Source organism: Rhizobium sp. PDO1-076, from assembly GCF_000247475.1.
Lineage (GTDB): Bacteria > Pseudomonadota > Alphaproteobacteria > Rhizobiales > Rhizobiaceae > Allorhizobium.
Map to the genome: position 1 here is coordinate 1 of NZ_AHZC01000427.1, position 18,916 is coordinate 18,916.

The following is an 18,916-nucleotide window of genomic DNA, read 5'->3' on the forward strand; positions in this document are numbered from 1 at the left end:
TTCCGCTGCTGACACTTGGATTGCCGACGTCTGCCACCGCGGCTGTCATGCTTGCAGGCTTCCAGCAATATAACATCCAGCCGGGACCGCTGTTGTTCACCCAGCACGCCGACCTCGTCTGGGGACTCGTCGCCAGTCTGTTCATCGCCAATGTCATGCTGCTTGTTCTCAACCTGCCCTTGGTCGGGATGTGGGTGAAGCTGCTCAAAATTCCGTTGCCCTGGTTGTACGCAGGCATTCTCGTGTTCGCCTCGATGGGCACAATTGCGGCAAACCCTTCGGTGACGGAACTGTTGCTGCTGACGGGTTTCGGCGTCGCCGGGTTTGTCATGCGCCGCTACGACTATCCCATCGCTCCGGCAGTTGTCGGTCTGATCCTTGGGCCACTTGCAGACAGTGCCTTGCGCCGCTCGCTGCAGATGAGCCTTGGCGATCCGATGATCCTGCTCCAGCACCCGAGCTCGGCCATCATGATCGGCATTGCTCTTGTTGCCTTGGTCGCTCCATTCATCTTCAGAGGTCTCGCGAAGTTCCGCCAGGACGAGGATTGATGGCGCAAATCTGTTTGACTGTGCCGGGCGGCGCAGATCACTGTGGCAATTCGAACTGAAAGAACAGGGACACACGGAAACGGCATGGCCAGGAATAGTCTCTCACCCCGGATCAGCACGGACATCATCGAGTTCGTGAAATCCAACGCGATGCGAAAGGGAGATCATCTGCCTCTACAGATGCTGGCGGACAACTTCCGTGTGTCCCGTGCTCCGATCATGAGCGCTCTCCAGAAGCTCGAAGAGAGAGGCATCGTGCGAGCCGAGCCGAACCGCGGATACTTCCTTGCTGTGAACGGCGAGGCAATTGACGATCTTGTGTCAGGGAATGGCAGTGCTGCAGAGGGCGACGATGCGGTCTATCTCAGGATCGCAGACGATCGCCTGTCCGGGAAGTTTGCCGAGCGCGTCAGCGAGAATGAGTTGATGCGGCTCTACGAGGTGCCACGAACCCGGCTGTTGAAGATCCTTCACCGGATCGCCGACGAGGGCTGGATCGAGCGGCTTCCGGGCAATGGATGGGCGTTCAAGCAGACCCTCATGTCGAAGAAGAGCTATGAGGAAGGATATGTCTTCCGCGCCGTCATCGAACAGCAGGCGATGCTGCTGCCGACGTTCCAATCGGATGCTGACGGTTTCCGACGAGCGCGAGAGACACAGACAGCGCTTGGAAACGGTGGATACGAACATTGGTCGCGGGCAGAGATCTTCAAAGCCAATAACGACTTCCATGAAATGCTTGTCGCCTGTTCCGGAAATGAATTCTTCCTGGATGCGATAAAGCGGATCAATAGATTGCGACGCCTTCTGGAGTACCAGATCACCATCGATCGCAGCCGCCTACCGAAACAGACGGCAGAGCATCTGCATATCCTCGATCTTCTCGAGAGTGATCGACGATCAGAAGCGGCCGCCTTCCTCTACACCCACATCATGGGTGCGAGCAGAATCAAGACACCGAAAGTGTAATCAGGAGGGGATTAGCAGGCGAAAACACGTGGCCGCCGCAACATTGCATTTTGTTATAATAAGATGTGATGTGACGTGGGTCCGATGACACCTTTCGTCCCCGACTATGCCCTTCTAAAACGGACCTGCGATGAGAGATTTGGGATGACGGTCATATCGAAAATCACGTTAAACGAGGTGGTGTACGACGTCGTAGACCTGCCAGCGGAGGTTGGACATCAGCTTCGGTTGCTTCCCTATATCCATCGTATCCTGTTGGAAAACGTGCTGAGAACAGCCGGCGAAGATGCTGCGAGAGCCAAGGCTGCAATCATCGACTGGCTTGCGACCGGTTCGAGCGAGTTGGAGATCCCGTTTCTTCCCAATCGTGTCATGATGCACGATACCACGTGCGGTCCTGCCCTTGTGGATATCGCGGGAATGAGGTCGGCACTTGCAGAGGCGGGCTATGATCCCGCACTTCTCAATCCCGTTGTCCCAGTGGACGTCTCCACCGATCATTCCCTGGCTGTCGATGCCTTTGGCGGCTCTGCGTCGCTTGAGCTTAACATGAAACGCGAATTCGAGCGCAATGCCGAGCGGTATCGGTTCATGAAATGGGCGACCAACACTCTGACTGGGTTTCGCGTGCATCCGCCTGGTACGGGCATCATGCACACGCTCAATCTGGAGCGCCTCGCGACAGTCGTCGCGACGATCCAGAAAGACGGTCGGCGCTGGGCTGCACCCGACACGTTGATCGGGACCGACAGCCATACGCCGATGATCAACGGCATTGGCGTCCTTGCATGGGGCGTCGGCGGACTGGAAGCGGAAAGTGTGTTTTTCGGCATGCCTGTCTCGCTCCGCGTACCGGATGTGGTCGGTGTCCGTTTCACCGGACGTCTCGGCGATGGGGTGCTAGCGACCGATCTGGCGTTGACGGTGACCCATATCCTTCGAAAGATCGATCTTCAGGATAAGTATGTGGAGTTCTATGGTCCCGGTGTGTCAGCCCTGACGGCCGGCGACCGGTCGGTGGTTGCAAACATGACGCCTGAGTTTGGCGGCAATTCCGGATATTTTCCGATCGACGGCCACACGCTTGACTACCTCCGGACGACGGGACGAACCTCGGAGCAGGTCGAGTTGGTCGAAGCCTACACCAAACGCGTCGGACTTTGGTTAGATCCGGAGGAGACACCCCGATACACGCACGTCGTCGAGATCGATCTGTCGGCGATCGAACCCAGCCTTGCCGGACCAACGCGCCCTCAGGACAGGATATCGGTGGGCGACACGGCTGCGGCGATTGCGTCGATGAAACGCGGATCGGTCGCAGGTGCCGACATTTCGGAACCGAACGATGGCGCGGTCGCCATCGCAGCCATTACAAGCTGCACCAACACCTCCGATCCGCGGCTCGTGGTTGCCGCGGGCTTGCTGGCGCGAAAAGCGAGATCGTTCGGTCTGCATCCGGCGCCTTGGGTGAAGACGTCGCTCGCGCCGGGATCACCGACAGCGGAAAGATACCTGCGGCGGTCAGGGCTGCTGGAGGATCTCGAAGCGGTCGGATTCGGGATCGTCGGCTATGGCTGCACGACCTGTATCGGCAACTCCGGACCATTGACCGAGCCGATCGCCGTCGCAATGAAGGACCGGGGAATCCTTCCCGTCGCCGTTCTCTCGGGCAACCGCAATTTCCCCGGCCGCGTACACCCGCAGCTCGAGGCAGGCTTCCTTGCATCGCCTCCGCTTGTCGTGGCATTCGCGCTGGCTGGAACAGTCGAGCTGAATGTTCTGGCGGACCCGATCGGGCACTCGTCCGATGGGCAGGCTGTGACCCTGTCGATGTTGTGGCCGACGAGCCAGGAAATCGACGAGGCGGTCGCGGTCGCATCGGATGCGGCGGATTTCAAGCCGGCCTATGACGAAGCCGAGGCCAGCAAGGCTTGGCGCGAACTCGAGGCGCCGACGACGACCTTGTTTCCATGGGACGAGAGGTCGACCTATATCCGCAGGCCACCGTTCGCAGGCTTCGGAAAAGGCAGCTTGCTCGGCACGTACGATGCACATCCACTGATCGTTGTCGGTGACGACATCACGACCGACCATATCTCGCCAGCCGGGGCGATCCGGGCGCAAAGTGAAACCGGCCGTTATCTCGTTGAGCACGGAGAGGTGCCGACCGACCTCAATGTTCACGCTTCGCGGCGGGGCAACTGGGAAGCGATGGTTCGGGGTCTGTACACAAACCGAACCGTTCAAAACCTTCTGGGCAGCGAAATCCCACCAGGATCGACGATCCACGCGCCTTCCGGCGAAGTCCTCCCGCTCTGGTCAGCCGCCAAACGCTACGGGGAGTGCAAGCAGTCCGTCGTGATTGTCGCCGGCGAACGGTACGGAATGGGGTCGTCGCGAGATTGGGCAGCGAAAGGCGCATCCCTTCTCGGCGCGCGCGCGGTCCTGGCGGTGAGCTTCGAACGGATTCACCGATCCAATCTTATCGGTATGGGCATTTTGCCAATGAGATTGCCGGAAGGTTTAGGGCCCGAGGAACTCGCTCTGAAGTCGGGTGATCTCATCGAAATCCATGCCGATATGGGCCTGATCGCTCCGCGTTGTCCGATCGACGTTGTCCTTCGGAGACGCGACGGCGAAATCACCAATTTCAGAGCAACGACGGCCATAGAAACCGCCGCTGAGGTAGAGATGTTGAAGGCGGGTGGAATTCTGCCGCTGCTGTTGAAAAACCTGATCGATACCAACGCAGTGCAGTTCGGGTTGGGCTCTTCTGACAGTCGAGCTTCGTCGCCTTGAACTAACTCGACTGTCGGACCGTCGAAAACGTTGCGGTTAAGCTGCAAACTGAGGAACCTGAAGATCTCTCACGGCCGACGCGCGCAAAAACTCTCGCGTTCCGCGAGTCCAAACAGGATCGCTCGCCCAGCCTTCGTGTCCATGGCGTGTTCGGACCACTTAATATAGCCCTGTTCTCTTCGATACCCGGACACAACGGGATGCGCTTCAAACGGATGGGCGATAACAGCCGTCTAACAGATCGTATGGTCGCCGATCGACTGCCTGAGCTTGCGCACGTCGCGGACGGGCGGAGCCCCGAACTGCCGCAGATATTCGCGGCTGAACTGAGAGGCGCTTTCATAGCCGACCGCGTAGGCGACGTCGGATGCACTACGGTCGCCGGCGAGCAGCAACTGGCGCGCCTCCTGAAGGCGTATCTGCTTCTGATACTGGATCGGGCTCAATCCAGTCAGCGCAAGAAAGTGGCGATGCAGGCTCGCGCGGCTCATGCCAGCGGCTTCGCACAGAGCCTCGATCCGCAGCCGCGTATTACCGCGGTCGCGGATCCACTCGACTGCGCGGCGGATGCCGCCGATCGCGCCTTCCGGGCGGGCGATGTGGCGCAACAGTCGCCCCTGCGGGCCCTGCAGGAGACGATAAAGCAATTCGCGTTCGGCCATCGGTGCGAGCGCCGGGATGTCCGCCGGCGTGTCGAGCAACGCCAGCAGTCGCAGCAGCGTGTCGCGCAGCGGAGGCGTCATCGGATTGATCGCGATGCCGCTGCCTGGCGCGTCCGCGTCGCGCATTGCCGGCATCGTCGATGCGACCTCGGCGAGAAGTGCCGGGTCAAGGACTAACGAAATCGCCACATAAGGACTGCCGTCGCCAGCGTCATGGATCTGGCCGCTCAAGGGTAGATCGAGTGCGCTGACCAGATATTGAGACGCGTCGTAGCGCAGCAGGTCGTCGTGGATGACTACCTCTTTCGATCCCTGCAGAATGAAGCAGATCATCGAGCGGTAGAGACACGGTGACGTTCCCGAGGTTGCCTGTCCTCCTACGCCGATTTCCAGGCGTGGGATCGGCGTCAGGGTCATTCCGGTCCGCCCGTGGCGGAGCGCGATATCGCGATGCGGCTGTAAGTCGTCGGTCATGCCAAGGAGTATGACACCATTTCTCCCATCTGCAAAGCGCTTGAGACAATCAGGCAAACAATTGAGAGCATTAGGCGGGGTGTCGGACACAGCGATCGCCTATTTGACTGGCAGCGAACGCGACGCCTCAGCGGCGTGCCATCCGATAATCAGAATCACAAGGAATGTAGCCATGTCTCAGAAGATCGCACTTATTACTGGCGCCAGCCGCGGCCTCGGTCGCAGCATGGCGCTGCACCTCGCCCGTCGCGGCGTCGGCATCGTCGGCACCTATCGCCAGGGCGCCGAGGAAGCCCAGAAACTGGTAAGCGAGATCGAGGCGCTGGGCGGCACAGCGGCGATGCTCGCGCTCGACGTCACCAAGGTAGCAAGCTTCCCGGCCTTCGCCGCATCCTTCGCCGAGACGCTTCGAAGCCGCTTCGGCAGCGACCGGTTCGACTATCTGGTCAACAACGCCGGTGCGGTCGTCCACGTGCAGGTCGCTGACGCAAGCGAGGAACAGTTCGATATGATGATCGACATGCACCTGCGCGGACCGGTGTTCCTGACGCAGGCATTGCTACCGATCATCGCCGATGGCGGACGCATCCTCAACGTCTCGTCGGGCTTCACGCGCACGTCGATGGCCAGCTTCGGCCTTTATGCGGCGGCCAAGGCGGGGCTCGAGACGCTGACCCGGTTCATGGCGCTGGAACTCGGCGCGCGGCAGATCCGCGTCAACGCCATCGCGCCCGGTGCCATCGCCACCGATTTCGGCGGTGGTAGGGTCCGCGATGACGAACAGGCTCATGCCTTCGTCGCGAGCAAGATCGCGCTAGGCCGCGTCGGTCAGCCCGACGACATCGGCGGCGCGGTCGCAGCGATCCTGTCAGACGATTTCGGCTGGGCCAACGGCACGACCTTCGACGTGTCGGGCGGCCAGTCGCTCTGATCTCATTTCCAGCACATCGAGACAACACCATGACCGAGCAAAACCTCACTCTCGTCAGCCACCCGCTGTGCCCATTCGTCCAGCGTGCCGCGATCGTCCTCCTCGAAAAGGGGGTGGCGTTCGACCGGGTCAACGTCGATCTATCGGCCAAGCCCGACTGGTTTCTGGACCTGTCGCCGACGGGCAAGGTGCCGGTGCTGAAGGTGCGCCAGCCGAACGGTGAGGAGGCGAACCTCTTCGAAAGCGTGGTCATCTGCGAATATCTGAACGAGACGCAAGGCGGCGCGGCGATGTATCCCGACGATGCATTGCTGCGTGCACGGCATCGCGCCTGGATCGAATTCGCCACCCAGACCTTTACGGAGGGCTGGCAGTTCCTCCACGCCAAGGACATGGCGACCGCCGACGCCAGGCGGGCCGCCTTCCGTGATCGGCTGAGCAAGATCGAGGCCGAACTGGGCGACGGCCCGTATTTCGCCGGGGCGGACTTTGGCCTGGTCGATGCGGTCTACGCACCGCTTTTCCGCTATTTCGGGATCATCGATCGGCAAGTGGCGGACCCGATCTTTGCTGGTCTGCCACGGGTGACGGCGTGGCGCGCGGCACTTGCCGAGCGATCCAGCGTCAAGAGCGCCGTGATCGACACCTATCCCGACCTGTTTCGCGACCACCTGCGCCAGCAAGGCGCGATGATCGCGGCTTACCAATCAGAATTCCAAGGAGTGATATCATGACCGACCCATCCAAGCCCGCGCTGATCCTGATCGAATATGTCAACGACTGGCTCTCCCCGACCGGCGGCATTTATCCGGTGTTTCAGGACCGGGAGCAGGTCGACACCGCGATCGCCAATTCGAAAATCATCCTTGAAGAGGCCCGCCGTCGCGGCATGCACGTGATCCACGCAGCGCTGAAGTTCGAGCCGACCTTCAAGGTGCTGGGCGAGGCCAAGTACGGCCTGCGCAAGATAACGCGCGACCATGGCGCGTTCCTGGGCGAGCAGGCCGATTTCTTCCCCGGCTTCGAGCCGGCGGAAGGCGAGCATGTCGTTCGCGAGCGCGCCGGCGGTAGCAGCGTCTTCGTCGGAACCACGCTCGACGGCTACCTGCGCAACAACCGCATCAATGAGATCTACCTGTCGGGCTTTTCGCTGCGCCAGTGCGTCGAGTCTTCGATGCGCAACGCGCACGACCTCGGCTACGACACCAATGTCATCTACGACGCGTCGGCTGGCTATACCCGCAAGCAACAGGACGACTTCGTGGCCGAGATCGCACCCTTTTACGCCAACGCCATCACCACGCAGGAATTCGTGGCGAAGGCATAATCCGCCACTGGACCCGGTTCTGTCATGGAGCCGGGTTTCCGTCCGGCCACCCTTAAACCTTCCTTTTCAGTCTCCGGGATTTCAGTTGATTGATTTCCTGCGTGTCGTTCCACACAGGTTAGTCGGCCAGCCGACTGGGCCCCCATTGGCTTATATGAATAGGGCGCGGGCGATCCTGACGACGGTTTCAGCATCAGGTGACTTTCCCTCACCTGCCCGCTCCGCAAACACTTGAGCAGAGATGTCGCGGCGCTTGGGAAGCCGGTGGCGTTCGGCCAATGCAAGCGCCGGTCCCATCTCGTCATATGTCAGATCGGTGATATAGACCGGCGAGCCGGGCTGCTGGCGCCAGGAGTCTGCGAGGCTACCCGCGTCGAAGCCATCGAAGCCCGTGTCATCAACCAGAGCCATGGCGATGTCACGGTCATGGCCCCGGTCTGCGGAAACCGGCAAAGCGACACGGCCAGGCTGTCCCTTTGGCATGCCTTTGGTCTCGAAGGATACCATGCCGATGGAATTCCATGCCTTGGCAATTGGTCGGCCAAAGTAGTCGCGCACCCACTCGCTCTCGGCGATGTCGCTGTCGAGTTCGGGATTGACCGGATCGCGGCCCGGGAAGTAGTTGGAGATGTCGATGACGACCGTCTCTTCGGGCAGAGCCGCGATCAGCTGCCTGATCCTCTCGAATGCCGGATGGGGCATGGTCATGATCACGACCTCGACGTCCTTGACAGCGTCTTCCGTCGTGACAGCCTGTGCTCCGGTTTCGAGCACTTCGGCTTCAATAGTCTGAGGCCCGCGAGAGTTTGCGACCTTGACGTCATGGCCTGCTGCAGCGAGCTTGCGGGTCAAAACTCGGCCCATGTTGCCCGTTCCAAGAATGCCGATTTTCATGGTGGTTCCCTCTATTTTAAATGGATTAGTGGGCGGGTAGCGCCACGCCGGCAGCGAGGGCCCGCCTTGGCAGAAGAAGTGCGGCAAGCAGAGACACCAGCACGAAGCCGCAGCCGACGAGGTAGGCCTGCTGCGCACCATGCGCCATCGCCGGTCCGACCGCCTCGCCGCCCTCCTGATAGAGCCTGCTGGCCATGCCCATGATCGAGAACATGATTGCGATGCCTGCGGCGCCTGCCAGCTGCTGAAGCGTATTGACGATGGCGCTGCCATGCGGAAGCAGGTGGGCGTTGAGGACGCCAAGCGAGGCGGCAAACAGTGGCGTCCACATCAGCGCCTGTCCGACGATGATGAAGAGATAGGTGACCAGAAGCAGTTCGATCGCGGTGCCTGGTGCCAGGGTCGACAGGGCATACAGGCCTGCGGCGTCGATCACCGCCCCGGTAATAACCAATGGCCTTGGACCAATCCGGTCGTACAGGCGTCCGACCACCGCTGACACGATTGCAATCGTGACGCCACCTGGCACCATGAACAGGCCAGCCTGGACAGTGCTTAGTCCGTAGGAGGTCTGGAGGATAACCGGCATCAGCGTCATCATGCCGTAGCAGGCGATCATGAAGCAGAGCATGATAAAGGCGGCGACGCTGAACGTGCGGACCTTGAATGGTCGCATGTCGAGCTGGGCGCGGTCGGACTTCTGCAGGTGCACCTGTCTCGCGACGAAGGCCGCCACCACGACGACCCCCAGCAGGAGCGACGTCCACGGGGAGACCACCGTGTGTCCTCCACCTTCGCCCAGTGAAGCCAAGCCGTAGACGAGGCTTGCAAACCCGACGCCGGACAGGACGAGGGACAGTGCATCGAGCGCCACCTTTCGAGCGTCGCTACGGACGCGAATGGTGGCATAGCCGAGCGCGAGCGTGGCGAGGGCGAGCGGCAGGATTGCGATAAAAAGCCACGGCCAGTCGAACCGGGACAGGATCACGCCGGAAAACAACGGGCCGAGCGCGGGAGCTGCCGAGGTGGCTACGATATTCATCGCCATCACGCTGCCACGCCGGGACTCCGGCACGAGGGTGCTCATGGCCGTGTAGGACAGCGGGATCACGATCGCCGTGCCGACCGCCTGAATTACCCGGCCCACCAGCAAAGTTTCGAACCCCGGAGCGACGATGGCAACCAGGGTGCCGACCGCAAACAATGCCATAGCCAGCGTGAAGACGGTTCGCATCTGGTAGCGCTCGGTCAGGAAACCCGTCGCCGGGATCACGACCGCCATCGTCAGCATGTAGGCCGTCGTTAGCCACTGCGCCGTAAATGCGGTGATCAACAGATCGACCATGATGCGCGGCATGGCAACGCCCATCAGCATCTCGTTGAGGATGACCGTGAAGGTCGACACGACAAGCACGCTGATCGTTAGCACAGCCTCACGCGAAAGCGTTTGGCGGTCGTGATCCTTGAGGGGGGGCAGTCATACTTTCCGGCTTTCTGTTTATGATGGACCAGTCGCGCAAAGTGGCCTGATGACCGCTTCGTCAGTCCTGGCGTGGGTGGCCCAGGTTCTGAAGGGTGTCGTGCAGCGCCGCGATTCCCTGCTCATCCAGCTGGCATGCTGCCCTGATCTTGCCATTGATGCTGCGGATGTCGGCCTCGAGCGCCCTGCCCGCCTCCGTGAGGTCGACCAGGACACGGCGCTCATCTTTCACATCACGCGTGCGGGTGACCATTCCGGCCGTCTGCAGCCGCTTCAGCAGCGGGGTAAGCGTGCCCGTGTCCATTCCGAGACGGGATCCCAGTTCACCAACTGTGCGCGGTGAACCGTTTACGAGATCGAGGATCACAAGGTATTGCGGGAACGTCAGGCCCAGCGGCTCGAGGAACGGTTTGTGCAGCCGTACGACACGGCTCATCGCGCCATAAAGCGCGAACGATAGCTGGGCCCCGACAGTATCTTGCACAGGCATCATTTTGCGTTGTCCTATTATGTAGTGCACTATATAATAGGACAACGCAGGTTGGCAAGAGGTCCGTCGAGGAGGCTGGAGTTTTAAAGCGCCTCTCGGCATAAACTAAAACAGGAGACATAATCATCGTCGAGCCAGGAGCCTTTCGCACCAAGCCAACCAAGGATCGCGGCCGGACCCTCTTCCCCGACATCGCCATCTCTGCCTGCAGAATCTTGTTAGGATCGCAACACCCGCCGAAGCAGGGCGGACAGCAAATCATGCAATGATATGGAAGGCCAAGCGCGAGCACTATGTCGTAGAATGCTGGCATAACTTGCCAAAGAAGCTCCACGGGATTTCGCTGACGCTGTCATGACAAGGAATGGCCGCCCATTCGTTGCGGGCAAACTATCCACGTGGATCTATGCATGGAGATGAGCGGCTATCGTCGTTAAGTCGGCGGTTACCTTCTAGAAGTGCGATAAGTAGGCAGGGCATAGGCATCCATATTCACCTTGATGAGAGTCGGACCGGCCACCCTGAGTATTGGGCCGACTGCATTGGAGCCGATGGCCGGACGCCCAACATGAATAGCGGATGTAAGTCCCTGCTGAGGTCTGGTTTTTTCCGAGACGGCCGTTTGAATTGACTTCGATGCGCGGACAAGGACCGCGCATCGAAGCGATCCATTCAGACCGCAACACCCTGCACCGCCGCCGCAAACGGCTCCAGCATTTGCGTTTCCTCTGCTGTAAGTGTGATGGAGACTGCCGCGGCGTTCTCCTCAAGACGGGTGCGTTTGCGTGTTCCCGGAATTGGAACCGCCTTCACGTTCAAAGTCTCGGACTTCGCGTAAAGCCACGCGAGGGCAAGCTGTGCTGAGGTCACGCCCTTGGCGGAGGCGATCTCCTCGATCCTGGCCACAAGACGCATGTTGGCAACGCGGTTGTCTACGGAAAAGCGGGGGAAATACTGACGGGCATCGTCGCCAGTCAAGCTCGCGGCGAATGCCTGGCCGGTAAGCATGCCGCGGCCGAGAGGCGAGTACGGCACGATTGTCACACCAAGTTCTGCGGCCGTCGCAACGACATCCTTCTCTATGTCACGGGTGAAGATCGACCATTCCGACTGCAAGGCGGCGATTGGGTGGATTGCATGGGCTATGCGCAAGTCTTCCGGGCTGACCGCCGAAAGGCCGAGCCACTTCACCTTGCCGGCCGTCACCAGATCCGCCATCGCGCCGACGGATTCCTCCAGCGGCGTAGCACCATCGCGGCGGTGCATGTAGTAGAGGTCGATGGCATCGACACCGAGACGTTTTAGGGAACGGTCAACTGCGGCCCTGATGAATTCGGGACGATTGTCGAGGCTCCAGTCGTCGGGGGTCTCGGGCGTGCGGGTATAGCCGAACTTGGTAGCAATGACGATCTGGTCGCGATGGGCCGCGATGAAGGGGGCGAGAAATTCCTCATTCGCGCCGACGCCATACATGTCGGCGGTGTCGTACATCGTCACACCGAGTTCCAGTGCCCGTTCCAGCGTGGCACGGGACTCGGCCTCGTCTGTCTCCCCGTAAAATTCGCTCATGCCCATGCAACCCAGCCCTTGGACGCCGATCATGGGTCCATTCTGCCCGAGTTGTACCTGCGGCATGGTGATGGTTTTGCTTGTCATTCCGGTTCTCCATATCTTGACAAGTATCTCTTGTAAGTATGGAGTACAGTCCATGGTCAAGGGTTGAATTATGCTAATTTCGGAATTTGCCAGAGCGACAGATCTCCCTGTCGATACGATCCGCTTCTACATTACCAAAGGTCTGTTGAAGCCTGAGCGCAGCGTCAAGGGAGGCTCCAATCCCTACCAGGTGTTCCGGAAGGAGGACGTGAACACTGCGCGCATGATCCGCCTGCAGCAGACGCTGGGCTATTCGCTCGGCGAGATCCTGGCACTCAACGAGGAATATCGCGCCGGCGAGCATTCGCCGGAACGCACGATCGAAGTCCTGCAGTCACAAATCGCGCGGTTGGACGAACGAAGAGCCGCACTGGATACGGCTCTATCGTTCTTGCGCGGCAAGGTGGACTGGATCAAGGCAGGAAAGCCCGAGGGTGCACCCCGCCTAGAAGACTATCAGTGCTGAGCAGTCCGCAATTCGGCCAGCCCCTCTTCCCTTGAGATCACAGGCGCATAGCCCAGTTCACGCCGAGCCTTGCCAATATCGAAGGATATTTCGACGGCCGAAGTCGCATAGGTTTGAAGCGTGAGCGGCGGTACGACCCGACCATGGGTAATTCTGCAAAGCACGTCGCCGATCGCGGCAACGGTGCGAACGACGAAACGCGGCACGGTCTTCTCTGGAACCTGATGCTCCTGCGTTTCAATGAGGGCTGATACCATCGTGCGGAACGGCAATGGCTCTCCATCCGAGATGAAATAGACCTCGCCGCCGCGACCCCGTCCGAGCGCCAGCTCGACGGCATGGCAGAGATTGGCGATATGGGTCGTTGACGTCAGATAGGTGCCTCCGGCGATCCATGCGAACTTGCCGGACCGCACCGCCTCCATGAGCGTAGGCAGTGCGGTTGTGTCGTCGCGCCCCCAGACAAAGCGAGGGCGTAGCACGACAACAGAGAGCTCGGAGCCGTTGGCGGCGAGCGCGATATGTTCTGCCACCCCCTTGCTGCGGGAATAGCCGCCAGCCGGCTTCGAGGGTAACGGCATGGTCTCGTCTACGTTGATGAGCGGGCTGCCCGTAGCCAGCACGGAGTCCGTGCTGAGATGAATGACCTTGGTGATGCCGGCGACTCGCGCGGCATCCAGTACCGCGCGCGTCCCGTCCTCGTTGATGCGCCGCTGCTTCTCGGTCGCGGGGCCATGATCCGTATCCGCGGCGGCGTGAATGAGGGCATGGCAGCCCGACATGCTCGAGGCAAGTTCGGCGCTGAAAAGATCGCCTCGGAACGGGACGGCGCCAAGCTCCTGGACGATTTCCGCCGCTGCATCGCTGCGGACCAGCGCCCTTACCGTGGCACCGCGAACGACGAAATGGCGGATCAGGTTACGGCCAACATAGCCGCTGCCTCCGGTCAGAAAGATATGTTGAAACGGGACGAGTTTATCTGTGACCGCGGCATGTGCGGCAATGCTGTCTGTCATGTCATTCACCTGATGGTACTATATTTTGTCAGTTCGTCTCGGAATGGGAAAGATCAATCTCTTCCGGATGAGCTGTGACGAGCCAGTTGATCTCGCGAAGAATCCGATCACGGTCTTCACGCACGAAATGATGGAAATCGAGATGTTCTAGGAACTTGAGCCCTTCGAGCGCCAGGTAGGCGAGAAGTGCTCCGCCCGGCGACGGAGACGTTTCCTTGATGCGGGCGATTGTCCGGGCCTGGCTCTCCTGCATCTTTCCACGCAGTCCCACATCAAGCGCGAGAGCTGCGCTGAGGTTCAGTGCAACCGCCTTGAATTCGTCATTTGGCGGGTCGGATGCAGCAAGGATACGGCCTTTGATCACTCGATCTTGAGGCTCGCTGATCTGCTCTTCGATCCCGGCATGATAGGCGTTGTCTCTCTGGAACGCGCGATCAATGATCGCCTCGACCAGCGCCTGCTTGGACTTGTGATCGTAGAGCACGCTCGCCTTGTTGACCCCAGCCTCCTTGGCGACCGCATCGATCGTCAGATTGGCGGCGCCATCGCGCCCAACAACTCGCTCCGCCGCATTGAGCACGGCCTGCTGATCGATAACCCGTTTTCTACCCATCGCCACATCTGATTATTTCCAACCAGATGGTTATAAATTGTGAGCGCCGCCTTCGTCAAGACTGTGCCCACTTGCTAACTGCTGAGGAGCAAGCCGTCCCGTGCTCGAACGACGGTGGGTTGGGGGGGGGTACGATGGCTGGTCAGTCGCTTTCGCCTTGATAAGGAATCGAACCGGAAATCCCGTTGTTCCTTCCAGCAACGAGACAATTTTTTCACAAGCGTTTTCAACGCGATTCGTTGAAGGCAGTTTCTACTACGGTGCCGCAGCATGTTGAGTTTCAATAAGACTTGCCCCATTTTTTCATTTCGCATGATACCCCTGAAGCTCATTCAGGACGTTGACCGGAAACATAATTTCGCGGAGTCAGCGGATCTTCCCGAAATGGAAAACTGGATCAAACTCTGGCGATAATCAACAGGCGCTCTCGACTTGCGATCTTGACCACAGACTATGCTGCGAGATTCGGGCAGTTAACGTGTTGGCACACAATTCGCATATGAAAGAAGATCAACGGTCTTCGTGGCCGCTTTGCCCAATATCCTCGGAAATCTCCTGTCTCAGCTTGGGACCTTTCGCCAGCCTGCGCGCCAACGCGGCAACGAACGCCTCATAGCGCTCGCTTGATTTGGCCCGGGCCGCCTGCGCGGCAAGCTCTGGCAGCGCTGGGGTTGTCGTCAACCAGAAACGCACAAAAACTGCCAAGGTCTCGACGGAAATGCCGAGGTCACGTTCCATCCGCGTCATGCGGCGGTCAAGTTGGTCAAGCCGCTTGGCCGTGGCAGCCTCCTGTCGCTCGGCCATGTCTGGCGACAGGAAGGACGCTATACCTGCTTCGGCTATCAGGGAAAGCGATTGATCACGCCGACCAGCATATGCCGCGAGCGCCGTCATGACATCGGGATCTAGATAAACAGACAGCCGCTGCTTCTTGGGAGCTTTTATCACAATCGTCTCCTACAGATCGATCCCGTCGCCCGGATCGAGCGAGGCCTGACGTGCTACCTGGCGCATAGTCTGATTCATGTGGCTGAGCCGGGCGGTATCGTCCTCCGAGTCATCGGGGGGATCTATCTCGAATTCGTTCTCGATGACATCCTTGCGTTCGACGGTCTTGGTCGGGCTCAGTTCCGGCTGATGTCGGCGTTCGGATTCCGTCGGATCGTCGTCCGTCTGCGCTTCTGCTGGGACCCGCGTGTCCAATACCGGCGGCTTCGGAGGTTCGATGTTGCTCCAGTCGTCTGCCTGTACGCTCTCTGGCTTGGTCAGGGTGGGCGGGGTGAGGATCCGCTCCCGAAGACGTCTATCCTCATAGTATCGGGCTTTCTTGGCTCGGATCGGAGGGACACCCGCCACCATGATGATCTCGTCCGAAAGCGGAAGCTGCATGATTTCGCCCGGCGTCAGCAACTGCCGTGCCGTCTCGGAGCGCGAAACCATCAAATGCCCGAGCCATGGCGAGAGCCGGTGGCCGGCATAGGTCTTCATCGCCTTCATCTCGGTCGCGGTCCCCAGCGCATCGGATACCCGTTTGGCGGTGCGTTCGTCATTGGTCGCGAAGCTTACGCGCACGTGGCAGTTGTCGAGGATCGAATTGTTCGGTCCATAAGCCTTCTCGATCTGATTCAGCGACTGGGAAATCAGGAACGCCTTCAGGCCATAACCCGCCATGAAGGCAAGGGCGCTCTCGAAGAAGTCGAGACGACCAAGCGCCGAAAACTCGTCGAGCATCAGGAGAAGCCGATGGCCGTTGCCCTTCGCCTACAGGTCCTCGGTCAGGCGACGTCCGACCTGATTGAGGATCAGGCGGATCAGCGGTTTCGTCCGGTTGATGTCAGATGGCGGAACCACCAGATAAAGCGTTGCGGGATGTTTGCCGCCAACGACGTCAGTTCTGCGCCAATCACAGCGGCGCGTGACTTCCGCGACGACGGGATCACGATAGAGCCCGAGGAACGACATGGCGGTCGACAGCACGCCCGATCGCTCATTGTCGGATTTGTTCAGCAACTCACGCGCGGCGGACGCTATGACCGGATGCGGCCCGGCCTCGCCGAGATGCGCCGTCTTCATCATGGCGGCGAGCGTCGACTCGATTGGCCGCTTCGGATCAGACAGGAAGGCCCCGACGCCAGCGAGTGTCTTGTCGGCCTCGGCATAGAGAACATGGAGGATCGCTCCAACCAGAAGCGCGTGACTGGTCTTTTCCCAGTGATTTCGCTTTTCCAGCGAGCCTTCCGGATCCACGAGAATGTCGGCGATATTCTGGACGTCGCGAACTTCCCATTCCCCTTTCCGGACTTCCAGCAGCGGATTGTAGGCGGCAGACTTGGCATTGGTCGGATCAAACAGCAAGACTTGACCATGGCGCGCGCGAAAGCCAGCGGTCAACATCCAGTTTTCGCCCTTGATGTCGTGGACGATGGCGGAGCCCGGCCAGGTCAGCAGCGACGGCACCACCAGGCCGACGCCTTTGCCGGACCGCGTGGGCGCGAAGCACAGCACATGCTCCGGGCCGTCATGGCGAAGGTAATCGCGACCGTGCTTACCGAGCAAAACGCCGTCGGCGCCGAGCAAACCGGCCGCTTTTATTTCGTCAGGACCTGCCCAACGGGCGGAGCCATAGGTTTCGACATTCTTCGTCTCGCGCGTCCGCCAGACCGACATGCCGATCGCTGCGGCAATAGCGATGAAGCCGCCGGACGCGGCAATGAAACCACCTTCGACAAAGATCGGCGGTGCGTAGGCATCGTAGATGTACCACCACCAGAAGAAGGCCGGCGGATAGTAGATCGGCCAACCCGCCAATTCGAACCAGGGGACGCCGAGCTGCGGCTGAAATCCCAACCGCCAAGCGGTCCACTGTGTCGCCGCGTAGGTCGTCATGAGGACGATCAGGCGGAGCGTGATGAGTTGGCCCCAGAGGATCTTGGTCGCCGATATGGCGTGTTCCTTTCTTGATGGATTACATTCCGAGCCCGCGCTTGCGCCCGAAGCTCCAGTCGACACCACTGTTGCCGCGCGAGACGCCGGAAACATGCTGGCCGATTTGCTTTTCGAGGGATGGCGTCCAGGGCACGAGCTGAAAGCCGAGGCCGTCATCGATCATGGCGAAGCGACCAGACGCGAGCGCAAAGCGCCGACGGTACGTCCCCGCCACATACTCGCCCGTAGCCGCCTTCGAGAATTGCCGACCGGTGTCGGTTGCCACCTTCTGGCCGAGGGCCTCGATCTCGCGCTGACGCAGCGTGTCGATCAGCCCTGGCGAGAAGCTGACGCCGCGAGATTGCCGTCCGGCGAGACCCTGGCCAACCAGATGGTCTGCGCGCCTGTCCATCGCATCGCGCACCTCGGCGCCGAAGCCGCCACCACCAAGCGCCACCGGCTCGCGGGCGATCGCCTGCCGGTCAAGCCAAGTCGCGCCTGACGCACTGACCTGCCGTTCGATGTCGATATCGGAGCGCACCGCGAGCGCGACCCGACGGCGGCCCTGCGCGTCGTCGAACTTGCGCAGCTCGACGATCGAGCCCGGCGCGCTGTCGCCGGCGGCATCGAGGTCGGGCAGCTTGATGTGATGGGTGCGCCCGTCCGTGCCGTCCACCACCGCATAGGCCGTCAGCAACCACACCCGGCCTGTTCCACGCCTTCGGCTTCTGTGGCCATGGCTTCCAACTCGGTCCGGGTGTCGGTGACGTAATGGCCGAACTGATGACCGTTGGGAAAACGGAAATACCCATTCACGAATTCTGGATCGAGCGCTTCAAGCCAACATATTCGCCTTGATGAGTTCAGAGCCAGCACCCCACTCCAAAGGCGCGATCTGAGCAAGTTTTACACGTGCTCTGGTCTCCGCAAATTGGAGGGAAATTGTGTCTAAGGTCCTTGCCATCTATGTCGGTGGCCGCCCCCTGCCCCACTGCGTCCGTGCCTTCATCGAACATATGGTGCAGACATTGTGTGATTCACCCCTGCAGAACGGCACGCCCTGACCCGGAGAAACGGGCGAAAGGTGTGCTTCGCCTTTCTTCACCCGATCAGTCCCGGTATCCCGGCGTCTGCCGGTCCAGCACCCGACGGATGCTTTGCAGGTGCATCCTTGCGCTTTCCGGGTCCCTTTCCCGCATCTGCCGTGCCGCTTCGGCAGTGACATCGGGCAAAACCGGCAGGAGCTTGCGTCCCGAACTCATCGCCTTCAACTGAACTTCGGCCGCGCGTTCGAGATAATAGAGATTGTCCCAAGCCTCGGCGATGTTGGGCGCACAGACCATCACGCCATGATTTTTCATAAACAGGATAGCCTTGTCACCAAGCACCGAGGCGATCCTGTCACCCTCGCTCTCGTCGAGCGCGAGACCGTGGTAGTTTTCGTCGACCGCGACACGGCCGTAGAACTTGAGGGCCGTCTGCCCTGCCCAGAGCAGTGGTTCGCCTTCCACCATGCCAAGCGCCGTGGCGTTCGGCATATGGCTGTGAAAGGCAGCACCCACCGGCGGTGACATCTTGTGCAGCCGCGCATGAATGTAGAAGGCGGTTGCCTCCGGCACACCATCGCCTGCTGTGTTTCGTCGTGCAAAATTGACCCCATTAT

General features: G+C 60.2%; 17 protein-coding genes and 3 pseudogenes. 9 read left to right on the forward strand and 11 right to left on the reverse strand.

Annotation, left to right across the window (positions count from 1 at the left end; translation table 11 throughout):
- The 3 genes from PDO_RS24630 to acnA form a co-directional block, all read left to right on the forward strand.
- Positions 1-551, forward strand: a 551-nt coding sequence (locus PDO_RS24630; protein ID WP_007608204.1) for a tripartite tricarboxylate transporter permease, incomplete at its 5' end; no start/stop codon positions are given.
- An 84-nt stretch (positions 552-635) separates the two neighbouring features.
- On the forward strand, positions 636-1,520 hold the full coding sequence (locus PDO_RS24635) for a GntR family transcriptional regulator (protein WP_007608205.1): 885 nt from the start codon (positions 636-638) through the stop codon (positions 1,518-1,520).
- A gap of 144 nt (positions 1,521-1,664) precedes the next feature.
- Positions 1,665-4,319, forward strand: coding sequence for an aconitate hydratase AcnA (acnA, locus tag PDO_RS24640; RefSeq protein WP_007608206.1), 2,655 nt, complete (start codon positions 1,665-1,667; stop codon positions 4,317-4,319).
- 233 nt (positions 4,320-4,552) lie between these two features.
- Here acnA and PDO_RS24645 read toward each other — a convergent pair whose 3' ends face one another.
- On the reverse strand, positions 4,553-5,455 hold the full coding sequence (locus PDO_RS24645) for an AraC family transcriptional regulator (RefSeq protein WP_037075410.1): 903 nt from the start codon (positions 5,453-5,455) through the stop codon (positions 4,553-4,555).
- Positions 5,456-5,627: 172 nt separating this feature from the next.
- On the opposite strand from PDO_RS24645, the gene PDO_RS24650 reads away from it, so the two are divergent.
- The 3 genes from PDO_RS24650 to PDO_RS24660 are packed head-to-tail and all read left to right on the forward strand — an operon-like array spanning position 5,628 to position 7,713.
- Positions 5,628-6,386 carry an SDR family NAD(P)-dependent oxidoreductase gene (locus PDO_RS24650; RefSeq protein ID WP_007608209.1) on the forward strand — a complete coding sequence of 253 codons (759 nt, stop codon included), beginning with the start codon at positions 5,628-5,630 and terminating at the stop codon, positions 6,384-6,386.
- 29 nt (positions 6,387-6,415) lie between these two features.
- Positions 6,416-7,120, forward strand: coding sequence for a glutathione S-transferase family protein (locus tag PDO_RS24655; RefSeq protein ID WP_007608210.1), 705 nt, complete (start codon positions 6,416-6,418; stop codon positions 7,118-7,120).
- Entirely contained in the window at positions 7,117-7,713 is a 597-nt protein-coding gene (locus PDO_RS24660; protein WP_007608212.1) for a cysteine hydrolase family protein, read from the forward strand. The genes PDO_RS24655 and PDO_RS24660 overlap by 4 nt, the downstream gene beginning before the upstream one ends.
- A 150-nt stretch (positions 7,714-7,863) precedes the next feature.
- Here PDO_RS24660 and PDO_RS24665 read toward each other — a convergent pair whose 3' ends face one another.
- The 4 genes from PDO_RS24665 to PDO_RS24680 form a co-directional block, all read right to left on the reverse strand.
- Complete coding sequence (locus PDO_RS24665; protein ID WP_007608214.1) at positions 7,864-8,607, reverse strand: NADPH-dependent F420 reductase; 744 nt, start codon at positions 8,605-8,607, stop codon at positions 7,864-7,866.
- 25 nt (positions 8,608-8,632) lie between these two features.
- Positions 8,633-10,036, reverse strand: coding sequence for a DHA2 family efflux MFS transporter permease subunit (locus tag PDO_RS24670; RefSeq protein ID WP_007608216.1), 1,404 nt, complete (start codon positions 10,034-10,036; stop codon positions 8,633-8,635).
- A gap of 112 nt (positions 10,037-10,148) precedes the next feature.
- Entirely contained in the window at positions 10,149-10,580 is a 432-nt protein-coding gene (locus PDO_RS24675) for a MarR family winged helix-turn-helix transcriptional regulator (RefSeq protein ID WP_007608218.1), read from the reverse strand.
- Between the two features lie 669 nt (positions 10,581-11,249).
- Complete coding sequence (locus tag PDO_RS24680) at positions 11,250-12,233, reverse strand: aldo/keto reductase (RefSeq protein WP_007608219.1); 984 nt, start codon at positions 12,231-12,233, stop codon at positions 11,250-11,252.
- A gap of 70 nt (positions 12,234-12,303) precedes the next feature.
- Between PDO_RS24680 and PDO_RS24685 the strand changes: the two genes are divergently transcribed.
- Positions 12,304-12,699, forward strand: coding sequence for a MerR family transcriptional regulator (locus PDO_RS24685; protein WP_007608226.1), 396 nt, complete (start codon positions 12,304-12,306; stop codon positions 12,697-12,699).
- On the opposite strand, the gene PDO_RS24690 is transcribed toward PDO_RS24685, so the two are convergent.
- From PDO_RS24690 to PDO_RS24710, 5 genes and pseudogenes are all read right to left on the reverse strand, one after another.
- Entirely contained in the window at positions 12,690-13,715 is a 1,026-nt protein-coding gene (locus PDO_RS24690) for an NAD-dependent epimerase/dehydratase family protein (protein ID WP_007608227.1), read from the reverse strand. The two genes, PDO_RS24685 and PDO_RS24690, sit on opposite strands and share 10 nt — an antisense overlap.
- A 28-nt stretch (positions 13,716-13,743) precedes the next feature.
- Positions 13,744-14,328, reverse strand: coding sequence for a TetR/AcrR family transcriptional regulator (locus tag PDO_RS24695; protein ID WP_007608228.1), 585 nt, complete (start codon positions 14,326-14,328; stop codon positions 13,744-13,746).
- A gap of 510 nt (positions 14,329-14,838) precedes the next feature.
- Positions 14,839-15,276 carry a hypothetical protein gene (locus tag PDO_RS24700; protein ID WP_007608229.1) on the reverse strand — a complete coding sequence of 146 codons (438 nt, stop codon included), beginning with the start codon at positions 15,274-15,276 and terminating at the stop codon, positions 14,839-14,841.
- A 9-nt stretch (positions 15,277-15,285) separates the two neighbouring features.
- Positions 15,286-17,271 (reverse strand): annotated as a pseudogene (locus PDO_RS24705) (conjugal transfer protein TraG).
- Positions 17,272-17,293: 22 nt separating this feature from the next.
- A pseudogene (locus PDO_RS24710) lies at positions 17,294-17,944 on the reverse strand (DUF3363 domain-containing protein); the annotation flags it as partial.
- A gap of 17 nt (positions 17,945-17,961) precedes the next feature.
- On the opposite strand from PDO_RS24710, the gene PDO_RS28130 reads away from it, so the two are divergent.
- Positions 17,962-18,111: a hypothetical protein gene (locus PDO_RS28130; RefSeq protein ID WP_458574671.1), complete on the forward strand. Its 150-nt coding sequence runs from the start codon at positions 17,962-17,964 to the stop codon at positions 18,109-18,111.
- A 95-nt stretch (positions 18,112-18,206) separates the two neighbouring features.
- Positions 18,207-18,317 (forward strand): annotated as a pseudogene (locus PDO_RS28135) (LysR family transcriptional regulator); the annotation flags it as partial.
- 45 nt (positions 18,318-18,362) lie between these two features.
- On the opposite strand, the gene PDO_RS24715 reads toward PDO_RS28135, so the two are convergent.
- A partial coding sequence (locus tag PDO_RS24715) for an aldolase (RefSeq protein ID WP_037075418.1) occupies positions 18,363-18,916 on the reverse strand: 554 nt, incomplete at its 5' end.

Coding starts and splice junctions, on each gene's coding strand:
- PDO_RS24685 (WP_007608226.1), top strand. CDS start 12,304: ATGCTAATTTCGGAATTTGCCAGAGCGACAGATCTCCCTGTCGATACG.
- PDO_RS24655 (WP_007608210.1), top strand. CDS start 6,416: ATGACCGAGCAAAACCTCACTCTCGTCAGCCACCCGCTGTGCCCATTC.
- PDO_RS24635 (WP_007608205.1), top strand. CDS start 636: ATGGCCAGGAATAGTCTCTCACCCCGGATCAGCACGGACATCATCGAG.
- PDO_RS24645 (WP_037075410.1), bottom strand. CDS start 5,455: ATGACCGACGACTTACAGCCGCATCGCGATATCGCGCTCCGCCACGGG.
- acnA (WP_007608206.1), top strand. CDS start 1,665: ATGACGGTCATATCGAAAATCACGTTAAACGAGGTGGTGTACGACGTC.
- PDO_RS24695 (WP_007608228.1), bottom strand. CDS start 14,328: ATGGGTAGAAAACGGGTTATCGATCAGCAGGCCGTGCTCAATGCGGCG.
- PDO_RS24660 (WP_007608212.1), top strand. CDS start 7,117: ATGACCGACCCATCCAAGCCCGCGCTGATCCTGATCGAATATGTCAAC.
- PDO_RS24650 (WP_007608209.1), top strand. CDS start 5,628: ATGTCTCAGAAGATCGCACTTATTACTGGCGCCAGCCGCGGCCTCGGT.
- PDO_RS24665 (WP_007608214.1), bottom strand. CDS start 8,607: ATGAAAATCGGCATTCTTGGAACGGGCAACATGGGCCGAGTTTTGACC.
- PDO_RS24675 (WP_007608218.1), bottom strand. CDS start 10,580: ATGATGCCTGTGCAAGATACTGTCGGGGCCCAGCTATCGTTCGCGCTT.
- PDO_RS24680 (WP_007608219.1), bottom strand. CDS start 12,233: ATGACAAGCAAAACCATCACCATGCCGCAGGTACAACTCGGGCAGAAT.
- PDO_RS24690 (WP_007608227.1), bottom strand. CDS start 13,715: ATGACAGACAGCATTGCCGCACATGCCGCGGTCACAGATAAACTCGTC.